At 72.8% G+C, this 16,990-nt stretch carries 20 protein-coding genes and 1 riboswitch; of the genes, 11 read left to right on the top strand and 9 right to left on the bottom strand.

Translation table 11 applies throughout. The annotated features are described in order from the left end of the window. Positions 1–38: 38 nt before the first annotated feature. The 8 genes from OG852_RS07720 to OG852_RS07685 form a co-directional block, all read right to left on the bottom strand. Complete coding sequence (locus OG852_RS07720; RefSeq protein ID WP_330347421.1) at positions 39–1,511, bottom strand: class I adenylate-forming enzyme family protein; 1,473 nt, start codon at positions 1,509–1,511, stop codon at positions 39–41. Continuing rightward, positions 1,508–2,746, bottom strand: coding sequence for an NAD(P)/FAD-dependent oxidoreductase (locus OG852_RS07715; protein ID WP_133917391.1), 1,239 nt, complete (start codon positions 2,744–2,746; stop codon positions 1,508–1,510). The genes OG852_RS07720 and OG852_RS07715 overlap by 4 nt, the downstream gene beginning before the upstream one ends. Beyond that, positions 2,743–3,066 carry a 2Fe-2S iron-sulfur cluster-binding protein gene (locus OG852_RS07710; protein ID WP_133917390.1) on the bottom strand — a complete coding sequence of 108 codons (324 nt, stop codon included), beginning with the start codon at positions 3,064–3,066 and terminating at the stop codon, positions 2,743–2,745. The genes OG852_RS07715 and OG852_RS07710 overlap by 4 nt, the downstream gene beginning before the upstream one ends. Positions 3,067–3,115: 49 nt before the next feature. After that, complete coding sequence (locus OG852_RS07705; protein WP_133917389.1) at positions 3,116–4,339, bottom strand: cytochrome P450; 1,224 nt, start codon at positions 4,337–4,339, stop codon at positions 3,116–3,118. Further along, the gene (locus OG852_RS07700) at positions 4,336–4,866 is read right to left on the bottom strand and encodes a cupin domain-containing protein (protein WP_133917388.1); all 531 of its coding nucleotides are present in this window, start codon (positions 4,864–4,866) and stop codon (positions 4,336–4,338) included. Before OG852_RS07700 ends, OG852_RS07705 begins: the two co-directional genes overlap by 4 nt. Positions 4,867–5,019: 153 nt before the next feature. Then, positions 5,020–5,565: a MarR family winged helix-turn-helix transcriptional regulator gene (locus OG852_RS07695; RefSeq protein WP_330347420.1), complete on the bottom strand. Its 546-nt coding sequence runs from the start codon at positions 5,563–5,565 to the stop codon at positions 5,020–5,022. Between the two features lie 23 nt (positions 5,566–5,588). Next, positions 5,589–6,437: a fumarylacetoacetate hydrolase family protein gene (locus OG852_RS07690; RefSeq protein ID WP_330347419.1), complete on the bottom strand. Its 849-nt coding sequence runs from the start codon at positions 6,435–6,437 to the stop codon at positions 5,589–5,591. Next, positions 6,434–7,027, bottom strand: coding sequence for a carboxymuconolactone decarboxylase family protein (locus OG852_RS07685; RefSeq protein ID WP_166663776.1), 594 nt, complete (start codon positions 7,025–7,027; stop codon positions 6,434–6,436). The genes OG852_RS07690 and OG852_RS07685 overlap by 4 nt, the downstream gene beginning before the upstream one ends. An 82-nt stretch (positions 7,028–7,109) precedes the next feature. On the opposite strand from OG852_RS07685, the gene OG852_RS07680 reads away from it, so the two are divergent. Next, the gene (locus tag OG852_RS07680; RefSeq protein WP_133917386.1) at positions 7,110–7,979 is read left to right on the top strand and encodes a VOC family protein; all 870 of its coding nucleotides are present in this window, start codon (positions 7,110–7,112) and stop codon (positions 7,977–7,979) included. Between the two features lie 65 nt (positions 7,980–8,044). Continuing rightward, positions 8,045–9,592, top strand: a complete 1,548-nt coding sequence (paaZ, locus tag OG852_RS07675; protein WP_330347418.1) for a phenylacetic acid degradation bifunctional protein PaaZ — start codon at positions 8,045–8,047, stop codon at positions 9,590–9,592. 75 nt (positions 9,593–9,667) lie between these two features. On the opposite strand, the gene OG852_RS07670 is transcribed toward paaZ, so the two are convergent. Beyond that, on the bottom strand, positions 9,668–9,886 hold the full coding sequence (locus OG852_RS07670) for a hypothetical protein (RefSeq protein ID WP_133917384.1): 219 nt from the start codon (positions 9,884–9,886) through the stop codon (positions 9,668–9,670). 317 nt (positions 9,887–10,203) lie between these two features. Between OG852_RS07670 and OG852_RS07665 the strand changes: the two genes are divergently transcribed. The 9 genes from OG852_RS07665 to OG852_RS07630 all read left to right on the top strand — a co-directional run bounded on the left by OG852_RS07665 (position 10,204) and on the right by OG852_RS07630 (position 16,970). Continuing rightward, a complete protein-coding gene (locus OG852_RS07665; RefSeq protein WP_330347417.1) occupies positions 10,204–10,326 on the top strand; it encodes a putative leader peptide in 123 nt (40 codons plus the stop codon). Between the two features lie 145 nt (positions 10,327–10,471). Then, positions 10,472–11,368: a glutathione S-transferase C-terminal domain-containing protein gene (locus OG852_RS07660; RefSeq protein ID WP_133917383.1), complete on the top strand. Its 897-nt coding sequence runs from the start codon at positions 10,472–10,474 to the stop codon at positions 11,366–11,368. A gap of 65 nt (positions 11,369–11,433) precedes the next feature. After that, positions 11,434–11,542: riboswitch (SAM riboswitch) on the top strand. 30 nt (positions 11,543–11,572) lie between these two features. Then, positions 11,573–11,731 carry a hypothetical protein gene (locus tag OG852_RS07655; RefSeq protein ID WP_330347416.1) on the top strand — a complete coding sequence of 53 codons (159 nt, stop codon included), beginning with the start codon at positions 11,573–11,575 and terminating at the stop codon, positions 11,729–11,731. Positions 11,732–11,907: 176 nt separating this feature from the next. Continuing rightward, a complete protein-coding gene (locus OG852_RS07650; RefSeq protein ID WP_133917382.1) occupies positions 11,908–12,885 on the top strand; it encodes an amino acid ABC transporter permease in 978 nt (325 codons plus the stop codon). After that, on the top strand, positions 12,882–13,694 hold the full coding sequence (locus OG852_RS07645; protein ID WP_330347415.1) for an amino acid ABC transporter ATP-binding protein: 813 nt from the start codon (positions 12,882–12,884) through the stop codon (positions 13,692–13,694). The genes OG852_RS07650 and OG852_RS07645 overlap by 4 nt, the downstream gene beginning before the upstream one ends. A gap of 64 nt (positions 13,695–13,758) precedes the next feature. After that, complete coding sequence (locus OG852_RS07640) at positions 13,759–14,784, top strand: ABC transporter substrate-binding protein (protein ID WP_133917381.1); 1,026 nt, start codon at positions 13,759–13,761, stop codon at positions 14,782–14,784. Positions 14,785–14,851: 67 nt separating this feature from the next. Beyond that, positions 14,852–15,559 carry a GNAT family N-acetyltransferase gene (locus OG852_RS07635; RefSeq protein WP_330347414.1) on the top strand — a complete coding sequence of 236 codons (708 nt, stop codon included), beginning with the start codon at positions 14,852–14,854 and terminating at the stop codon, positions 15,557–15,559. Continuing rightward, positions 15,556–15,702, top strand: coding sequence for a putative leader peptide (locus OG852_RS50910; protein WP_443064511.1), 147 nt, complete (start codon positions 15,556–15,558; stop codon positions 15,700–15,702). The genes OG852_RS07635 and OG852_RS50910 overlap by 4 nt, the downstream gene beginning before the upstream one ends. Before the next feature lie 77 nt (positions 15,703–15,779). Then, the gene (locus OG852_RS07630) at positions 15,780–16,970 is read left to right on the top strand and encodes an LLM class flavin-dependent oxidoreductase (protein WP_133917379.1); all 1,191 of its coding nucleotides are present in this window, start codon (positions 15,780–15,782) and stop codon (positions 16,968–16,970) included. Positions 16,971–16,990 lie beyond the last annotated feature (20 nt).

Here is a 16,990-nt window from a genome sequence, read left to right as displayed (position 1 = left end):
TCCCGGTGAGTTGTGTGTGCGTGGGGGAGAGGGGCGGGTCAGTCGTCCAGCAGGGTCGTCAGACGGGCCCGCTGCAGCTTTCCGGTGGCCCCGCGCGGCAGGGCGGGCACGAGGCGCACCCGGCGCGGCCACTTGTGCCGGGCCAGTCGGCCGTCGAGATGACCCCGGACGTCCTCCAGCGACGGGGAGTCGCCGGAGGCGGCGGTGCCGACGACGAGGAAGGCGGTCACGACCTCGCCGTAGACCGGGTCCGGTGCCCCCGACACCGCGACCTCGACGACCCCCGGGAGATCCGCGAGCGCGTTCTCGACCTCGGCGGGGTCGACGTTCTCCCCGCCGGTGATGATGGTGTCCTTCAGCCGTCCCACGACCGACAGCCGTCCCTCGGCGTCGAACAGGCCCCGGTCGCCGGACCGGAACCAGCCCGCGCCGTCGGCCACCGGCACCGGCCCCGCCGCCGTCCAGTAGGAGGCGGCCACCGAGGGCCCGCGCAGCCAGATCTCGCCGGCCGTGCCCGCCGGGGCGGGCGTCCCGGCCGGGTCCACGACCGTCACCTCGACGTGCGGGACCGGTGAGCCGGTGGACCCGGCCGGCTCGTCCGGCGCCGAGTACGTCACCCCGGCCGCGGTCTCCGTCAGACCGTAGGAGTTGACCACGCCGATCCCGCGGGCCCGGAACCGCTCGCGGGTGGCGGCCTGGGCCGGGGACCCGCCGGACAGGATCCAGCGCAGGGTGTCCAGGTCGCCGCCGGTGAACCGGGGGTGCCGGGCCAGCAGGGCGGACATGGCGGGCACCGCGAAGGCGCAGGTCACCCGGTGGTCGCGGACCAGGTCGACGAAGAGGTCCGGGTCGAAGCGGGGGGCCAGGACCACCGTGCCGCGCCGCGCCCAGGTGTACTGCGGGAGCCCGCCGAGCACGGCGACATGGGCCAGCGGAGTGGAGACGAGCGCGGTGTCGCGCTCCTGGAAGGGCAGCCGGGCCAGGCCGTTGACCAGGCTCCAGTGGAGGTTGTCGTGGGTCAGCGCGACGCCCTTGGGCCGCCCGGAGGTGCCGGAGGTGAACGCGACGACCGCGACATCGGACCCGACGGGCGCCTCGACGGAGGGCTCGTCGTCCGGGAGAGCGCCCTCCCCGGCCGGGTGGAGTTCCTCCCAGGTCAGCCTCGGCGCCCCGCCCGGTGGGAAGCGCTCGTCGGCCACCACCGCGACCGGACGGGTCTCCTCGCACACCACCGTCAGCTCGGCGCCGGTCACCTGCGGATGCAGCGGTACGAGCACCGCCCCCATCCGGGTCACCGCGAACAGCGTGATCAGGGCCTCGGGCCGGGCCGCCCCCTGCATCACCACCCGGTCGCCCGTGCGGACCCCGTGCCGGTGGAGACGGGCGACCGTCGACAGGACCGCGCGCTCGAGTTCGGCGTACGTCCAGCGGCGGTCCTCGAAGACGAGGGCGGTCCGGTCGGCGGCCTCGGTCGCCGCGGCGGTGAGATGGGCACCGAACGCGCGGGTCATGTCCGCACCTCCGTCGCGCGTCTGGCACGGGCGAGCGCGCCGAGGGTCGTCCCCGCGAGATCGGCGGCGGTCACCGGTGTCCCGTGTGCGAGGAGCCGGCGTGCCGCGAGATGCTCGGCGGGCCAGTTCAGGGTCTCCACCGCCACCAGCAGCCCGTCCCGGAAGGCGTACGCGGCGAGCCGTTCGGGCGAGTCCCCGGCCGTCAGGCGCACCTCGTCGGAGGGCGCCCGCAACCCGGCGATCTGCAGTTTGACGTCCCCCTGGTCGCTCCAGAACCACGGCAGACTCGCATACGGCTCCGGCTCCCGCCCGGCGATCCGGCGGCCGACCAGCGCCCCCTGGTCGGTGGCGTTCTGCACCGACTCCAGGCGCACCGGTCCGGCCGCGTGCGGATGGGGGCCGCGGGCGCAGTCGCCGACGGCGGAGATCCACGGGTCGGACACCGAGCGCAGCAGCTCGTCGACCAGCACCCCGTCGGCCACGGCGAGCCCGGCGTCGCGGGCCAGTTCCTCGCGCGGGGCGGCGCCGATGCCGTAGACGACGAGGTCGGCGGGCAGGACGCCCGCGGAGGTGACGACCCGCTCGACACGGCCGGGGCCCTCCAGGGCCCGTACCGCGGTGCCGGTGAGGAAACGGACGCCAAAGCGTTCGTGACGCTCGCGCAGCCGGGGCTCCAGCGCGGGGGAGAGCGCGCGGCCGAGGAGCCGGTCGGCGAGTTCCACGACGGTCACCCGGGCCCCGCCGGCCAGGGCCACCCGGGCCAGTTCGAGACCGATGAAGCCGCCGCCGACGACCACCACGTCCCCGGCCGTCGCCAGCGCCCGGCCGACGGCCAGGGCGTCGTCCAGGGAGCGCACGGCGTGCACACCGTCGAGATCGGCGCCCGGAACGGTCAGCGGGCGGTTGCGGGCACCGGTCGCGAGGACCAGGTGGGTGTACGGGACCCGCGCGCCGGAGCGGGCGGTGACCGTACGGGCGGCCCGGTCGAGGGAGACGACCTCCTCGTCGAGCCGCAGGTCGATGTCCCGCTCGCGGTAGAAGGTCTCCGGCACCAGGGAGACCTGGAGGTCGTCCGGACCGGTGTGTGCCTTCTTCGACAACGGCGGCCGCTGGTACGGCAGATGGGGTTCGGACCCGAACACGGTGACCGGGCCGTCGTAGCCGCAGGCGCGCAGGGTGGAGGCGACGCCGAAGCCGGCCTGCCCGCCGCCCACGATCACCACGCCCGCGCTCACACCTGCTCCTCGGGGAGGTGGACGACCAGTCCGTCCAGGGTGTCGGAGAGCCGGATCTGGCAGCTCAGACGGCTGGTGGGTCGGCGTTCGGCGGCGGTGAAGTCCAGCATCTCGTCCTCGACGTCGTTCGGCGGGCCGACCGGCCCGGTCTGCGCCGGGTCGATGTAGACGTGGCAGGTGGCGCAGGAGGCGTTGCCGCCGCACTCGGCCACGATGCCGGGTACGCCGTGGGCGAGGGCCGCCTGCATGAGCACGGTCCCCGACGCGGCGGTGACCTGGTGCGCGGTCCCGTCGGGCGACCGGAAGATGACGGTGGGCATGAAGTCCTCCCGAGGGGGACGGCCGAAGGGGTCGGCCGATGGGGACGGCTCAGGCTGCTTGCCAGGTGACGTTCAGCGAGGTCAGCCCGCGGAACACCCAGCCGTCCAGGCGGCCCGCGGCGGGGCCGTCGTCGGATGCCGGGGTGCCCTCGGCGAGGCGCAGTCCCCGCAGACGGCTGAAGACCAGGGGCCAGGCGAGGGCGCTGACCTCGTGGCGCGCGACCCACGCGCCCATGCAGAAGTGCGGACCGCCGCCGAAGGCGAGATGCGGGCGGTGCGGCCGGTCGACGTCGAACTCCTCGGCCCGCTCGAACACCGACTCGTCCCGGTTCCCCGAGGCGATGACCAGGGCGACACGGCTGCCGGCCGGGAGGGTCACCCCGGCGATCTCGTACTCCCGGGTGAGCTGGCGCGGGTACATGCCGATCGGCGAGACCCAGCGGGCGGTCTCCTCGAAGACCCGCTTCCACGACGCCGGTTCGGCGAGCACCCGGTCGAGCACCTCGGGGCGGTTCAGCAGCGCCCAGGCGCCGACCCCGAAGACGTCCCGGGGTTCGTTGACACCGCCGCCGATGATCACCTTCACGTTGTTCTGGATCTCGGAGAGCTCCACCGGAGGGTCCGCGTGGACCATGGAGGAGATCACCGAGCCGTCGGGCTCGCTGCGGGCCGCCGTGACGGCCTCGGCGACCGCGTCCTCGATCGCGCGGGTGGCCCGCTCGGCGCGCAGCCAGATGCCGGGGTCGTCGGCGTAGTTGCCGTTGGCGGCCATCATCGCCCGCGACCAGTCGGAGACGTCCTCGGCGCTCGCGCCGCGCAGGCCCAGGACGAGGGCCAGGTTGGCGGCGACGAGGGGTTCGGCGAAGTCGGCGATCAGATCGGCCTCGCCGCGGCCGGCGATCCGGTCGAGCAGGTCGTGCGCGGTCTTCTCGAAGGCGTCGGCCCACCGGTCGCGGACCTGGCGGGGGCGGGTCGGCGGCTCGGCGGCGGACCGCAGCCGTCGGTGGTCCGGGTCGTCCTCGCGGAGCATGTTCGGGCCGACCGTGCGCAGCAGCAGCGAGCCCTCCTCGCGGGAGGAGAACACCTCGGGCAGCTTCTCCGCGTGGACGATGTCGTCGTAGCGGGTGAGCAGATGCCGGCCGACCGAGGGGACCCAGGCGAGCGGCGCGGTGCGGCGCAGCTCGGCGTAGGCGGGGTAGGGGTCGCGGCGCAGCTCGTCGAGGTCGAGCTCGACGACCGGGGCGCCGGGGGCGGCGGTCGTCGGCGTGTTCACGCGGTGCCGCCCGCGCCCATCAGCACGAAGAACATCGTGGCGGGCTCGCTGGTGGTGTTGCGCCAGGCGTGCCGGGTGGCGTTCTGCACGACGAGGTCACCGGGCCGCAGGACCGCGGTCTCCCCGCCGTCGAGGTCCAGGACGATCTCGCCGCTGAGGACGACTCCGTAGTCGACCGTGGGGGTGGTGTGCATGCCCGGGTTGTCGGGCTCGAAGAGTTCGGTGAGGCCGGGGGTGGCCTCGAGCTGCTCGGCGCCGGCCGCCGCGGGGTCCCAGGCCGGGTCGGCGTAGACACTGGCCGGCGGGAAGGTGACGGTGAGCGCGATGGTCTCGCCGGGGGCCGGGACGAAGGACACGAGGTCCGCCGTCGGGTCCTCGGAGGGGACGGCGGGCGCCGAGGTGTTCCACACCAGGGAGCGGGCGAAGCCGGGGGTGTGGGTGTACCGACGGGTGCGCGGCGGCTCGCCGTCACTGACGATCACGGGCTTGCCGCTGGGGCTGACACCGGTGACGACACGACGGACCATGATTCTCTCCTTTGAGAAACCGACGCGGGGGCGTCAGGGAAGGTGGCTGAACGTTAAAGCGCCTCGGAAGAATTCGTTAGAGGTTTGACGGTAAAAGTTCTTACGATCTCGGGGAGCGCCGCTCCCGTCGCGGGGCGCGGGGGCCGGCCGGGCTCAGGCGTCGTCGGCCGGGGTCTCCTGGTTGACCAGCGTACGCAGCAGATGCACCAGCTCACTGAGCTGGTCGTCGCGCAGGACGGCGGTCCAGGCCCGCTCGCGCCGCGTCTGGGCCTCGATGGCCCGGCGCAGCGTCTCGCGGCCCTCGGCGGTCAGCTCGACAGTGAGCTGCCGGCGGTCGGTCTCCACCCGTTCCCTGGCCACCAGGCCACGGCTCTCCAGCGTGGCCAGCGCGCTGGAGATGGAGGCCCGGGTGGAGCCGGAGACCCGCCCGATGTCCTGCTGGGCGAGCGGGCCGTAGACCCACAGGGCGTTCAGGATCCGGAAGCCCGCCCAGGTCAGGCCGAGCGGCCGGTGGACGTGCTTCTCGAAGTCCTTGGTCAGCCGGGCCTCGAGCCGGGTGAGGTCGGTGACCATCTCGATCGCGTCGAGGTCCCGGGGCTCGGTCGTGCCCAGCTCGCGATGGTGGTGGCGCAGGAGCTCCGAGAACTCCCGGGTCCGGCTGGCGCCGGCGGTGTCCGGCTCGCCCACGGTGTCCGTCACGATCTCCCGCCCTTCCGTTGGAGTCAACCGGCGACGACCGGGTTGATCATGGTGCCGACGCCGGTGACCTCGGTCCGCAGGACCTTACCCTCGGTGAGGTAGAGACGAGGAGTGCGGCGGACGCCGCAGCCGGCCGGGGTGCCCGTGAAGATCAGGTCGCCGGGCTCGAACGTCACCCGCTTCGACAGCCAGGCGATCAGCTCGGGCACGCTGAAGATCAGGTCCGAGGTCCGGCCCCGCTGCACCTCCAGATCGTCGACCCAGCCCGCCACCTCGATGTCGTCGGGGTCGGCGAACTCGTCGAGCGTCACCAGGTACGGCCCGATCGGGCTGAAGGTGTCGTACGACTTCGGCAGCGTGAACTGGTTGATCGGCTTGCGCCACTGCTCCTTGCGGTCGGAGACGTCCTGGCCCGCGGTGACACCGGCGACGTACGACCATGCCCCGGCCTCGGGGATGTTCTTGCCGGCCCTGCCCATGACGACGACCAGTTCGGCCTCGTAGTCGACCTTGTCGTACTGCGGCTCGACCACGATCGCGTCGTACGGGCCGACGACGGACGAGGCGAACTTCGCGAAGACCGAGGGCTCGTCCGGGACCGGCAGATTCGACTCCTCGGCGTGCGCCCGGTAGTTCAGGGCGACCCCGATCGCCTTGTACGGCTTGGCGACCCGGCCCAGGTCGTGCCGGTCGAACGGCTTCCAGTCCGTGTCGTCGGCGCGCTCGGCGAGTGCGCGCAACTCGTCGTGCAGGGCCAGGTCCGACAGGACCTCCAGACGCGGCTCGATCGCTCCCTTGCTCGCGTCCGCGATGTCGAGGGCGAGGTCGTCGCGGACGACGACCGGGCGGCCGGCGAGGTGGGCGAGCTTCATGCGGGCACTTCCTTCGAGTCGGTGGGCAGGGGGAGGGGCAGCGCGAGATCGCCTTCCACCCGGACCCCGAGCGTGTTGATCACGGTCGCGATGGTCAGGTACTGGCCGACGGTGTAGAGGACGTCGATGACCTGCTCGGTACTCAGGTGGACCGACAGCCGCTCCCACAGGTCGTCGTCGACGTTCTGCGTCTCCACGAGCGCGTCGGTGGCGGCCAGCAGCACCCGGTCCCGCTCGTCGAGGCCGTCCCAGGCACCGGTCGCGGCGGCCAGGATCGTTCCGTCGGCGAGCCCCGCGCGGCGGGCGATCCGCACGTGCTGGTCCCACTCGTACGCCGCCTGCGCCCGGGCGGCGATCCGCAGGATCATCAGCTCGCGGGACGTCAGCGGCAGGGTGTTCTTCCCCAGCACGTGGTTGCCGAAGACGAGGAAGCGGCGCAGCGCGTCCTCGTGGTGCGCGAGGGTCGCCCAGATCGTGTAGATCCGGCCGTCCTCGTCGCGGTACGGCGCCAGCGACGCCAGTGTCCTCTCGTGCAGCTCGCTCTCGTCGACGGGCTGCAGCCGGGCCTTCTCGGGCACTTCCTGCGACATCGTCGGACCTCCTCGGCTCGATGACGTCAACGTATTCGTATGACCCTTGACCGTCAAGGGTCTGACAAATACCGTCCTTCTCATGACGATCCAGAGCCTGGGGTACGTGGGCATCGGTGCCCCCGACCCGACAGCATGGGCGGAGTACGCCCGCACAGTGATAGGCCTCGCGGTCGAGCCGGTGGGGGCCGGGGAGCCGGGCCAGTCCGCGACCCACCGGCTGCGGATGGACCAGCACCCCTTCCGCATGTGGCTGACCGAGGCGGAGACCGGCGGGGTGACGGTCATCGGCTGGGAGGTCCGCGGTCCGGCCGCCATCGACGAGGCGACCGTGCGGCTCAAGGAGGCCGGCGTCGAGGTGTCCGTCGGCACCGACGAGGAGTGCCGGGACCGGCAGGTCGCCCGGATGGTGCACTTCACCGGCCCGCTCGGCATCCGCACGGAACTCTTCTGCGGGCGCCGCCTGGCCCCCACCCCGTTCGTCTCACCGCTCGGCGTCGACTTCGTCACCGGCGACCAGGGACTCGGGCACGTGGTGCTGAAGACACCGCACGTCCAGGAGGCGGTGGACTTCTACTGCGACGTCCTGGGCTTCCGGCTCAGCGACACCGCCGACTACCCCTGGGGCACCTTCTACTTCCTCGGCTGCAACCCGAGGCACCACAGCATCGCCTTCATCCGGTCGTACAAGAACGAGGGCACCCACCACATCCTGTGCGAGGTGTCCGGCCCGGAGGAGGTCGGCCGCGCCCTCGACCGCACCCGCGAGCACGACGTGAAGCTCATGGCCACGCTCGGCAAGCACGCCAACGACGGGATGTTCTCCTTCTACATGACCTCCCCGGCCGGCTTCGGCATCGAGATCGGCGCGGGCGGGGTGCAGGTCGACGAGAGCACCTGGGTCAGCCGTGTCTACACCGCCGACATCTGGGGCCACCACCCCGTGCCGTGAGCCACGCCCCCCGCCCCACGGGCGACAGCACCTTTGACGTTCTCGAAGAAAGCGGGCCGCATCCCATGCTCCAGAGCCATCTGCAGGACACCTGGGTCACCCCCACCGCCGCGGACGGGTCCGCGACCGAGGTGCGCGACGCCGTCACCGGCGACCTGGTGTGCCGTGTCTCCTCCGACGGCCTCGACCTCGCCGGGGCGTTCGGCCACGCGCGCCGGATCGGCGGCCCCGCGCTGGGGGCCCTGACCTTCCCTCAGCGGGCCGGCCTGCTGGAGGCCGTCGCCGACGCCGTGCGCGCCCGCCGCGAGGAGCTCTACGCCCTCTCCGCCCGCGCCGGAGCCACCCTGAACGACGCCCGTTACGACGTCGACGGCGGTATCCGCGTCCTGCGCGACTACGCCGCCCGGGCCCGCGCCGGACTCCCGGACGCACCGCACCTGGTGGAGGGCCCCGCCGAACGCCTCGCCCGCGGGGAGGACTTCCTCGGCGTCCACCTCGTCACCCCCTCACCGGGACTGATGCTCCAGGTGAACGCCTTCAACTTCCCCGTCTGGGCCCCGCTGGAGAAGCTGGCGCAGGCCGTGCTGGCGGGGCTGCCGAGCGTGGTGAAGCCGGCCACCCCGACCGCGTACCTCACCGAGCACCTGGTCCGGATCGTGACGGAGGCCGGTGTCCTGCCGCCCGGGACGCTCCAGTTGGTCGTCGGATCGGTCCGCCCGGCCCTCGCACTCCTCGGTGAGCAGGACGTCCTGTCGTTCACCGGCTCCGCGGCCACCGCCGAGACCCTGCGCACCCATCCCACCGTGGTGGCCCGTTCGGTCCGCTTCAACGCCGAGGCGGACTCCGTCAACGCGATCGTCCTCGCCCCCGATGTCACGCCCGGGACACCGCTGTTCGAGGGGTTCGTGCGCGAGGTGGTGACCGAGATGACGGTCAAGGCGGGCCAGAAGTGCACCGCGATCCGCCGCGTCCTCGTCCCCCGTGAGCAGGAGGCCGCCGCCCTCGACGCGATCGCCGCCGAGCTGGCCGGGGTGACCGTCGGCGACCCCGCGGCCGAGGGCGTCCGGATGGGCCCGGTCGTCAGCCTCGCCCAGCGCGAGGACGTCAGGCGGGCCGTGCGCCGGATCGCCGCGTCGGGGCGGTTCGTGCACGGCGACCCGGCGAAGGTGCGGGTGGTCGACGCCGACCCCGGGCGGGGCGCCTTCCTCGACACGCTCCTCGTCTCCGCCGACCCGGAGGCCGCCGCGCCGCACGAGGTCGAGCCGTTCGGACCGGCGGCGACCGTGCTGGCGTACCGGGACACCGCGCACGCGGCGGATCTGCTGGCCCGCGGACGCGGCAGCCTCGCCGCGTCCCTGGTGAGCGACGACGTCCCGTGGACCACCGGTCTCGTCGCGCGGACGGCCGCCTGGCACGGCCGGCTGCATCTGCTGGACTCGGTCACCCTGGGGCAGACCACCGGGCACGGTTCCCCCCTGCCCGCGCTGCGCCACGGCGGCCCCGGCCGGGCCGGCGGCGGCTCCGAGATGGCGGGCCTGCGGGGCGTACTCGACCTGATGCAGCGGACGGCGGTCCAGGGATCGCGGCGGACGCTCGACGCCTTGGGGGCGTGACGGCGGGCGCCGTACAAGGCGCCGTACAGGAGAAGGCCGCCCCGTGATGCCTGTGTCCGGGGCGGCCTGCCGCGGTCAGGGCTCGCTGTCCGCCGAGGACTTGGCGGTGGTGCGGGTCGACGTCCGGCGGGAGCCGGTCGTCCTCCTCGCGGGAGCCTTCGCGGCGGGCTCGGGCGAGGGCGCCGCTTCGGCCTCACTCCCGGGCTTCTCCTGGGCTGGGGTGCCCAAGGTCGCCCCGCCCGTGATCCCGCCCAGGCAGAACGCCCACACCTCCTCGGCACCGCGTCCGCCCACCGGAAGGCGCTGCTCCGATGATGCAACTGACCGACGATCCCCAAGTGGCCGCCTTCCGGGCGGAGTCCCCCTGGAGGACCTCGACAGCTCCGTACGGGAACTGGCCCCGCGGATCGCCCGGATGCCCCCGTCCGGCCTGCGCCAGGCCAAGCGCGCCGTCAACCAGACCCTCGACGTCCAGGGCTTCTACGCCGCCCTTCAGTCGGTCTTGCCCTGGTCGTCTCATCTTCCGGACTCATCTGGTGGACGCCCCCTTGACGTGCGCCTGAGGCGGATCGACACTCGAATCGGGAATCCTAGTGAACAGGTAGGGAAACATGGGGCGCCTGCACCCGGCCACCGGCCGCACCAGCCGTACGACCTGGTCGTCGCCCCTTCTCACCTCCCGCCGTCACATCGACCTGCAGCGCGTCTGCAGCGCCATCAGCCCACGCGGCTGAGCCGGGCCCCTCCCGCGCCGGACCCCGCGGCGGTGTCTCCTGGACGCCGTCCCGTCCGGCGTGCGTGGACGAAGGGCCGTCTCCCTTTTCGCCGTCGCATCCGCCGCGCGCACGTCCGCCCGTGCGCCCGCCTCCGGGGAGAGTCATGTCCGTCACACCGCTGGCCGCCCACCCGTCCGCCCGCCCCGCCCCCGCCTTCCGGGGCCGCATCGGCCGGGACGCGCGCAGCGGGCACTACGCCGTGCCGCGCCGCTACCGCCTCCATCTGTGCACCGCCGACCCGGACGGACTGCGCATCGCCGTCACCCACACCCTTCTCGGCCTCGACCGCGCCTGTCCGGTCACCTTCCTGCCCGCCGTCCCCGACTGTCCCGACGGCGGCCACACGCAACTGCGCCCGCTCTACGACGCCAGCGCCCACCGCTACACCGGACCGGCCCTCGCCCCGGTGCTCAGCGACGACTGGTCGGGCCGGATCGTCTCCACCCACGGCCCCGACATCGCCCGTGACCTCGCCCGGCGCTTCGGCGGCGGCCGGGCCGTGCTGTACCCCTGCGGCGCGGAGTCGGAGATCGAGGCCGTGGAGCGGATGTGCGCCGAGGGCATCGAACAGGCGGCGCAGTGTGCCGGGGACGCCGCGGCCGAGGCGGCCGGGCGGGCGGCCGGGCTCGCCGCGCTGCTCGCCACGCTCGGCGTGCTGGAGCGGGGGCTCAGTGCGCAGCCGTATCTGATCAGTGATCAGATCACCGCCGCCGACGTGGAGTTGTGGGTCGCGCTGGTCCGGCTCGACACCGTGCACCGGCACCACCTCGACGCCGACGCCGTGCGCCGCGTCGCCGGACACCCCGCCCTGTGGGCCTACGCCCGCCGGCTGGCCGCCCACCCGGCCTTCGGCGCGCACCTCGACCTGGACGGCATCGCCCGCCGCCACCACGCCCGTTGCCGGGGCCTGGAGGCCGCCGGCTCCGCTGTCCAGATCCTGGACTGGGCAGCCCATGCGGCGGACGGAAACGGTGTTCCCTCGCAGGTCAACCGGCCCTGAGCCGGTCCACCCCTCGGACGGCCGTTGACATTTGATCGGTCGACTGCCTTACTTACGGCCAGAACGGTCATGAGTGTCAGCGACAAGCCCTGGCTAGCTGACCGGCAACCCTCGCTCCGCGGTGGGGTGCCCCAGGTGACGACCGGACCGGATGACGTTCGGTAAGCGCGAGGCCCACAGGGCCGGAACAGTGACGGTGACGAGATGTACGCAGCTCCCAGGACGGCCACCCGCCGCCCCCAGGGCTGCGTACAGCCGTACGCGCACCTGTCGAACCTGTTCGCCGCCAACCGCGCCGTCGATCTGCTCCGCGTGAACAGCGCACTGTGTACCGCACCGGGCCGTGCCCGCTGTCGGGGCTGACTCCTTCCCCTCGCCCCGCCTTCGCGTAACCGACGAACACCGCCCGAGCGGTGTGCCGCCCATCGCCCCATCCCGGTTCCCCCGTACGCACCCGTGCGCCACGCGCCGCTGCCCGCAGCCGCCGTCCGTCCACGTCTGCGCCGAACCGGGGTGCCCGACTCCCGCCGGAGCCCTCCATGAGTGAACCCCCAGGCGCCGTGACCCTCGCCGAGGCACCCGCCGCCGACACCCCGTCAGAGAAGCTCACCGCACAGCGCGTTCAGCCCCTGCGCCGGCCCGGCCGCTGGATCGCCACCGCCGTGGTGCTGGTCCTGGTGGCCCAGTTCGCGCACGGCCTGGTGTCCAACCCGTTCTACCAGTGGGACCGCTTCGGTTACTGGTTCCTGCGCCCGGTGATCCTCGACGGACTGCTCATCACCCTCGAAGTCACCGCCTACAGCGCGGTGTTGGGCCTGCTCGGCGGGATCCTGCTCGCCCTCGCCCGGCTGTCGAAGAGCCCGGTGCTGCGCGCGGTGAGCTGGACCTACGTCTGGGCGCTGCGCTCCATCCCGCTGATCGTGGTCCTGCTCTTCCTGTACAACTTCAGCGCCCTGTACCAGACGCTGAGCCTGGGCGTCCCCTTCGGCCCCGCCTTCTTCACCTTCGACGAGTCCCGGCTCGCCACCGACATCGTGATCGCCGTCGTCGGCCTCAGCCTCAACGAGGCGGCCTACGCCGCCGAGGTGGTCCGCGGCGGCATCCTCTCGGTCGACCAGGGCCAGCACGAGGCGGCCGCGGCGCTCGGACTGCCCAAGCGCTACCAGTTCTGGAGGATCGTCTTTCCCCAGGCCCTGCGCTCCATCACCCCGAACTACGTGAACCAGCTGATCGGCCTGGTCAAGTCCACCTCACTGGTGTTCTACGTCTCGCTGCTCGACCTGTTCGGCACCGCGCAGACCATGGGCGCCACCTACCCCGGTGACATCGTGCCGCTGCTGCTGGTCGTCACCGTCTGGTACCTGATCCTGACCAGCCTCGTCTCCGTCGTCCAGTTCTACGTCGAGCGGTACTACGCCCGGGGCGCCACCCGCTCCCTGCCGCCGACGCCGTTGCAGAAGCTGCGGTCCGGTCTCACCGACCTGCGGGCCCGCATCCGCCGGGAGGCAGCCGTATGACCACCGAGACCACCGAGACCGTCAAGACCGAGCAGGACGCCGCGGTGGTGCCCGCCGCCGTCGAGGTGCACGACGTGCACAAGTGGTACGGCGCCCACCGTGTCCTGGAGGGCGTCAGCCTGACCGTGCGGCCCGGCGAGGTCACGGTGATCCTCGGCCCGTCCGGCTCCGGCAAGTCCACCCTGCTGCGGGTCATCAACCATCTGGAGAAGCCGGAGATCGGCTACGTCAGCGTCAACGGCGAACCGATCGGCGTCCGTCGGCACGGCGACCGGCTGCGCGAGCTCAGCGAGCGCACCATCCTGACCCAGCGCGGCCGGATCGGCTTCGTCTTCCAGAACTTCAACCTCTTCCCGCACCTGACCGTGCTGGACAACGTCGCCGCCGCGCCCGTGGCGACGGGCCGGCTCGCCAAGTCCGAGGCGCAGGAACTCGCCCGTGAACTCCTCGGCCGGGTCGGCCTCGCCGACAAGGCCGGCGCCTACCCCCGCCAGCTCTCCGGCGGCCAGCAACAGCGCGTCGCCATCGCCCGCGCCCTCGCCCTGCGCCCGGGTGTCATCCTCTCCGACGAACCCACCTCCGCGCTCGACCCCGAACTCGTCGGGGAGGTACTCGCCGTCATCAAGGACCTCGCGACCAGCGGCACCACCCTCGTCATCGTCACCCACGAGGTCGGCTTCGCCCGCGAGGTCGCCGACAGGGTCGTCTTCATCGACGGCGGACGGATCGTCGAACAGGGCCCGCCCCACGAGGTCCTGGACAGGCCGCAGCACGAGCGGACCCGGGACTTCCTCAGCAAGGTCCTCTGACCGAGCCCCCGACCTCCCCCCACACCCACACCTCTCTCATCTCACCCAGTCACAAAGGACGGCCATGCCCACCCACGTCACCCGACGCAGCCTGATTCGCGGCATCACCGCGGCGACCGCGGTCGCCACCCTCGCCACCGGGCTCGCCGCCTGCGGTGGGGAGAGCGACGCCGCCACCACGACCGACAGCGCCGCCTCCGGCAGCGTGACCATCGGCCGGGTCTCCAACGGCGCCGCCAAGGAGACCACCCTGAAGGTCTCCGAGGTCACGTCCATCAGCGACGAACTCCCGGCCGCGGTCAAGAAGAGCGGCAGGCTGAACATCGGCATCGGCGCCCTGCCCTCCGGCTTCGCCCCGCTCGCGTTCATCGGCGACGACCAGAAGACCCTCACCGGCGCCGAGCCCGACTTCGGCCGGCTGGTCGCCGCGGTCCTCGGCCTGAAGCCCGAGACGAAGAACTTCACCTGGGAGAACCTCTTCGTCGGCATCGACAGCGGCAAGGTCGACGTCGCCTTCTCCAACGTCACCGACACCGAGGAGCGCAAGAAGAAGTACGAGTTCGCCTCCTACCGGCAGGACAACCTCGGCTGGGAGGTGAAGAAGTCCAGCACCTGGAACTTCGACGGCAACTACGAGAACCTCGCCGGACTCACCGTCTCCGTCGGCTCCGGCACCAACCAGGAGAAGATCCTCCTGGAGTGGAAGAAGAAGCTCGAGGCCGAGGGCAAGAAGCTCACGATCAAGTACTACCCGGACCGCAACGGCCTCTACCTGGCCCTCAGCAGCGGCAAGATCGACGCCTACTTCGGCCCCAACCCCGGCATCGCCTACAACGTGTCGCAGACCGCCGGAACCGCCAACGCGACCCGCAACGCGGGCACCTTCTCCGGCGCGGGCGAGACGCTCCAGGGCCTGATCGCCGCCACCGCCAAGAAGGACAGCGGCCTCGCCAAGCCGCTCGCCGACGCCATCAACTACCTGATCAAGAACGGGCAGTACGCCAAGTGGCTGGCCGCCTACAACCTCTCCAACGAGGCCGTCGCCAAGTCCGAGGTCAACCCGCCCGGCCTGCCCCTGGACAACTCCTGACCAAGCGTCACCATGCCGGTGGCCCATGCAAGTTGAGTCAGGCACCAAAGGAAGGGACTCCGCCTCCGTGACTTCCCCGCTCGACCTCCGCGGAGGCGGAGCCCCCACCGCCACCCCGCCCCACCCCCTCGACAACGCCGTCCGGGCCGCCCTCCCCGACCCGCGCGACCCGGCCGCCTGGCCCGATCCGCACACCCTCGCCGGACCCGGAACGACCGTACGGATCAAGCCCGTCGACAGCGTCCCCGACCGCCGGGAGATCACCGGCGGCGGGGAGGGCGTCCAGCTCGCCGCCACCGAGGAGTTCCGCACCGGGCCCGCCCCCGAGGCCGTACGCCTCGGCCCCGGCGACGTGACCGAGATCCCCGACCTCGTCGCCCGCACCCGCCCCAGCCCCTTCCTGCGGCGGACCGTCCTCCTCGGCACCCGCCTCGGCATCCGCCACCGGGGCCGCCTCGTCCCCCTGGCGGGCGAGCGAAGCGGGATGGGGCTCCACCCGGCCGAAGGCCGGGGGAGCCTCCGCCGCACCGGCTGGACCGAGATCAGCGCCGTCTGCACCGACCCCGAGCACCGGGGCCGAGGCCTCGCCACCCGGCTGGTCCGCGCGGTCGGCCACGGTATCCGCGAACGGGGCGACACCCCCTTCCCGCACGCCGCCGCCGACAACGCCCCGGCGATCCGCCTCTACGCGTCCCCCGGCTTCCGCCTCCGCCGCCGCTCGGCCATCGTGTCGGTGCGCACTCCGGGAACATCGCGCGAGGCCGGGGCGTTGTGACTCACGACGACGTGTGGAAGGCGCCCTCGGGCGCCCACCCCGGGGAGGTGACGGCCGTGCTGCTCATACGCCACGCCGTGCGCCTTCACTCCCGTCCCCACATCGACCTCCAGCGCGTGGCCGGCGCGCTCTGTTGTTCCTGACCCCGTCCCCCCTCGCCCCACCGCACCCTTGCCGTGGGTGGCGTGCGCCCTCGTACGGACCTCCAGGAAGGCACCCCGTGTCCTCAAGCCCCGTTTCCCCCCTTCACCTCGCCGTCGCCCTCGACGGCACCGGCTGGCACCCCGCCTCCTGGCGCGAGCCGGTCGCCCGCCCCCGAGAGCTGTTCACCGCCGGATACTGGGCGGACCTGGTCGCCGAGGCCGAGCGCGGACTGCTCGACTTCGTCACCATCGAGGACGGCCTCGGCCCCCAGTCCTCCCACTTCCTGGACCCGGACGACCGCACCGACCAGGTCCGCGGCCGGCTTGACGCCGTGCTCGTCGCCTCCCGCGTCGCACCGCTCACCCGGCACATAGGCCTGGTGCCGACCGCGGTCGTCACACACAGCGAGCCCTTCCACCTCTCGAAGGCGATCGCCACCCTCGACTACGTCAGCACCGGCCGCGCCGGACTGCGCGTCCAGATCAGCGCCCGCCCCACGGACGCCGCCCACTTCGGCCGCCGTACGATCGCCCGCATCGACGACCACCACAGCCCCGTGGTGACCGACCTCTTCGACGAGGCCGCCGACTACGTGGAGGTGGTGCGCCGCCTCTGGGACAGCTGGGAGGACGACGCCGAGATCCGGGACGTCGCCACCGGCCGCTTCATCGACCGCGACAAGCTGCACTACATCGACTTCGAGGGCCGCCACTTCAGCGTCAAGGGCCCCTCCATCACCCCCCGTCCGCCGCAGGGCCAGCCCCTGGTCACCGCGCTCGCCCACGCCACCGTGCCGTACCGGCTGGTGGCCCGCGCCGCGGACGTCGGCCACGTCACCCCGCACGACGCCGACCAGGCCCGGGCGATCGTCGCCGAGATCCGCGCCGAGCAGGAGGCGGCGGGCCGCGCGGCCGAACCCCTCCATGTCTTCGGCGACCTGGTCGTCTTCCTCGACGACGACCCCGCCGAGGCGGCGGCCCGCCGCGACCGCCTCGACACCCTCGCCGGCGAGGCGTACACGAGCGACGCCCGTATCTTCACCGGCACCCCCGCCCAACTCGCCGACCTGTTGCAGGAATGGGGGGAGGCCGGGCTGACCGGCTTCCGGCTGCGTCCCGCCGTCGCCGGACACGACCTGCCCGCCCTCACCCGGGGCCTCGTCCCCGAACTCCAGCGCCGGGGCGCCTTCCGCCGCTCCTACGAGGCCGACACCCTGCGCGGACTGCTCGGCCTGACCCGCCCCGCCAACCGCTACGCCGCAGCCTGAGCCGGACGGAGAGCCGACGA

The sequence above is a fragment of the Streptomyces sp. NBC_00582 genome, from assembly GCF_036345155.1.
GTDB lineage: Bacteria > Actinomycetota > Actinomycetes > Streptomycetales > Streptomycetaceae > Streptomyces.
This window is presented reverse-complemented; position numbering and strand designations above follow the sequence as displayed.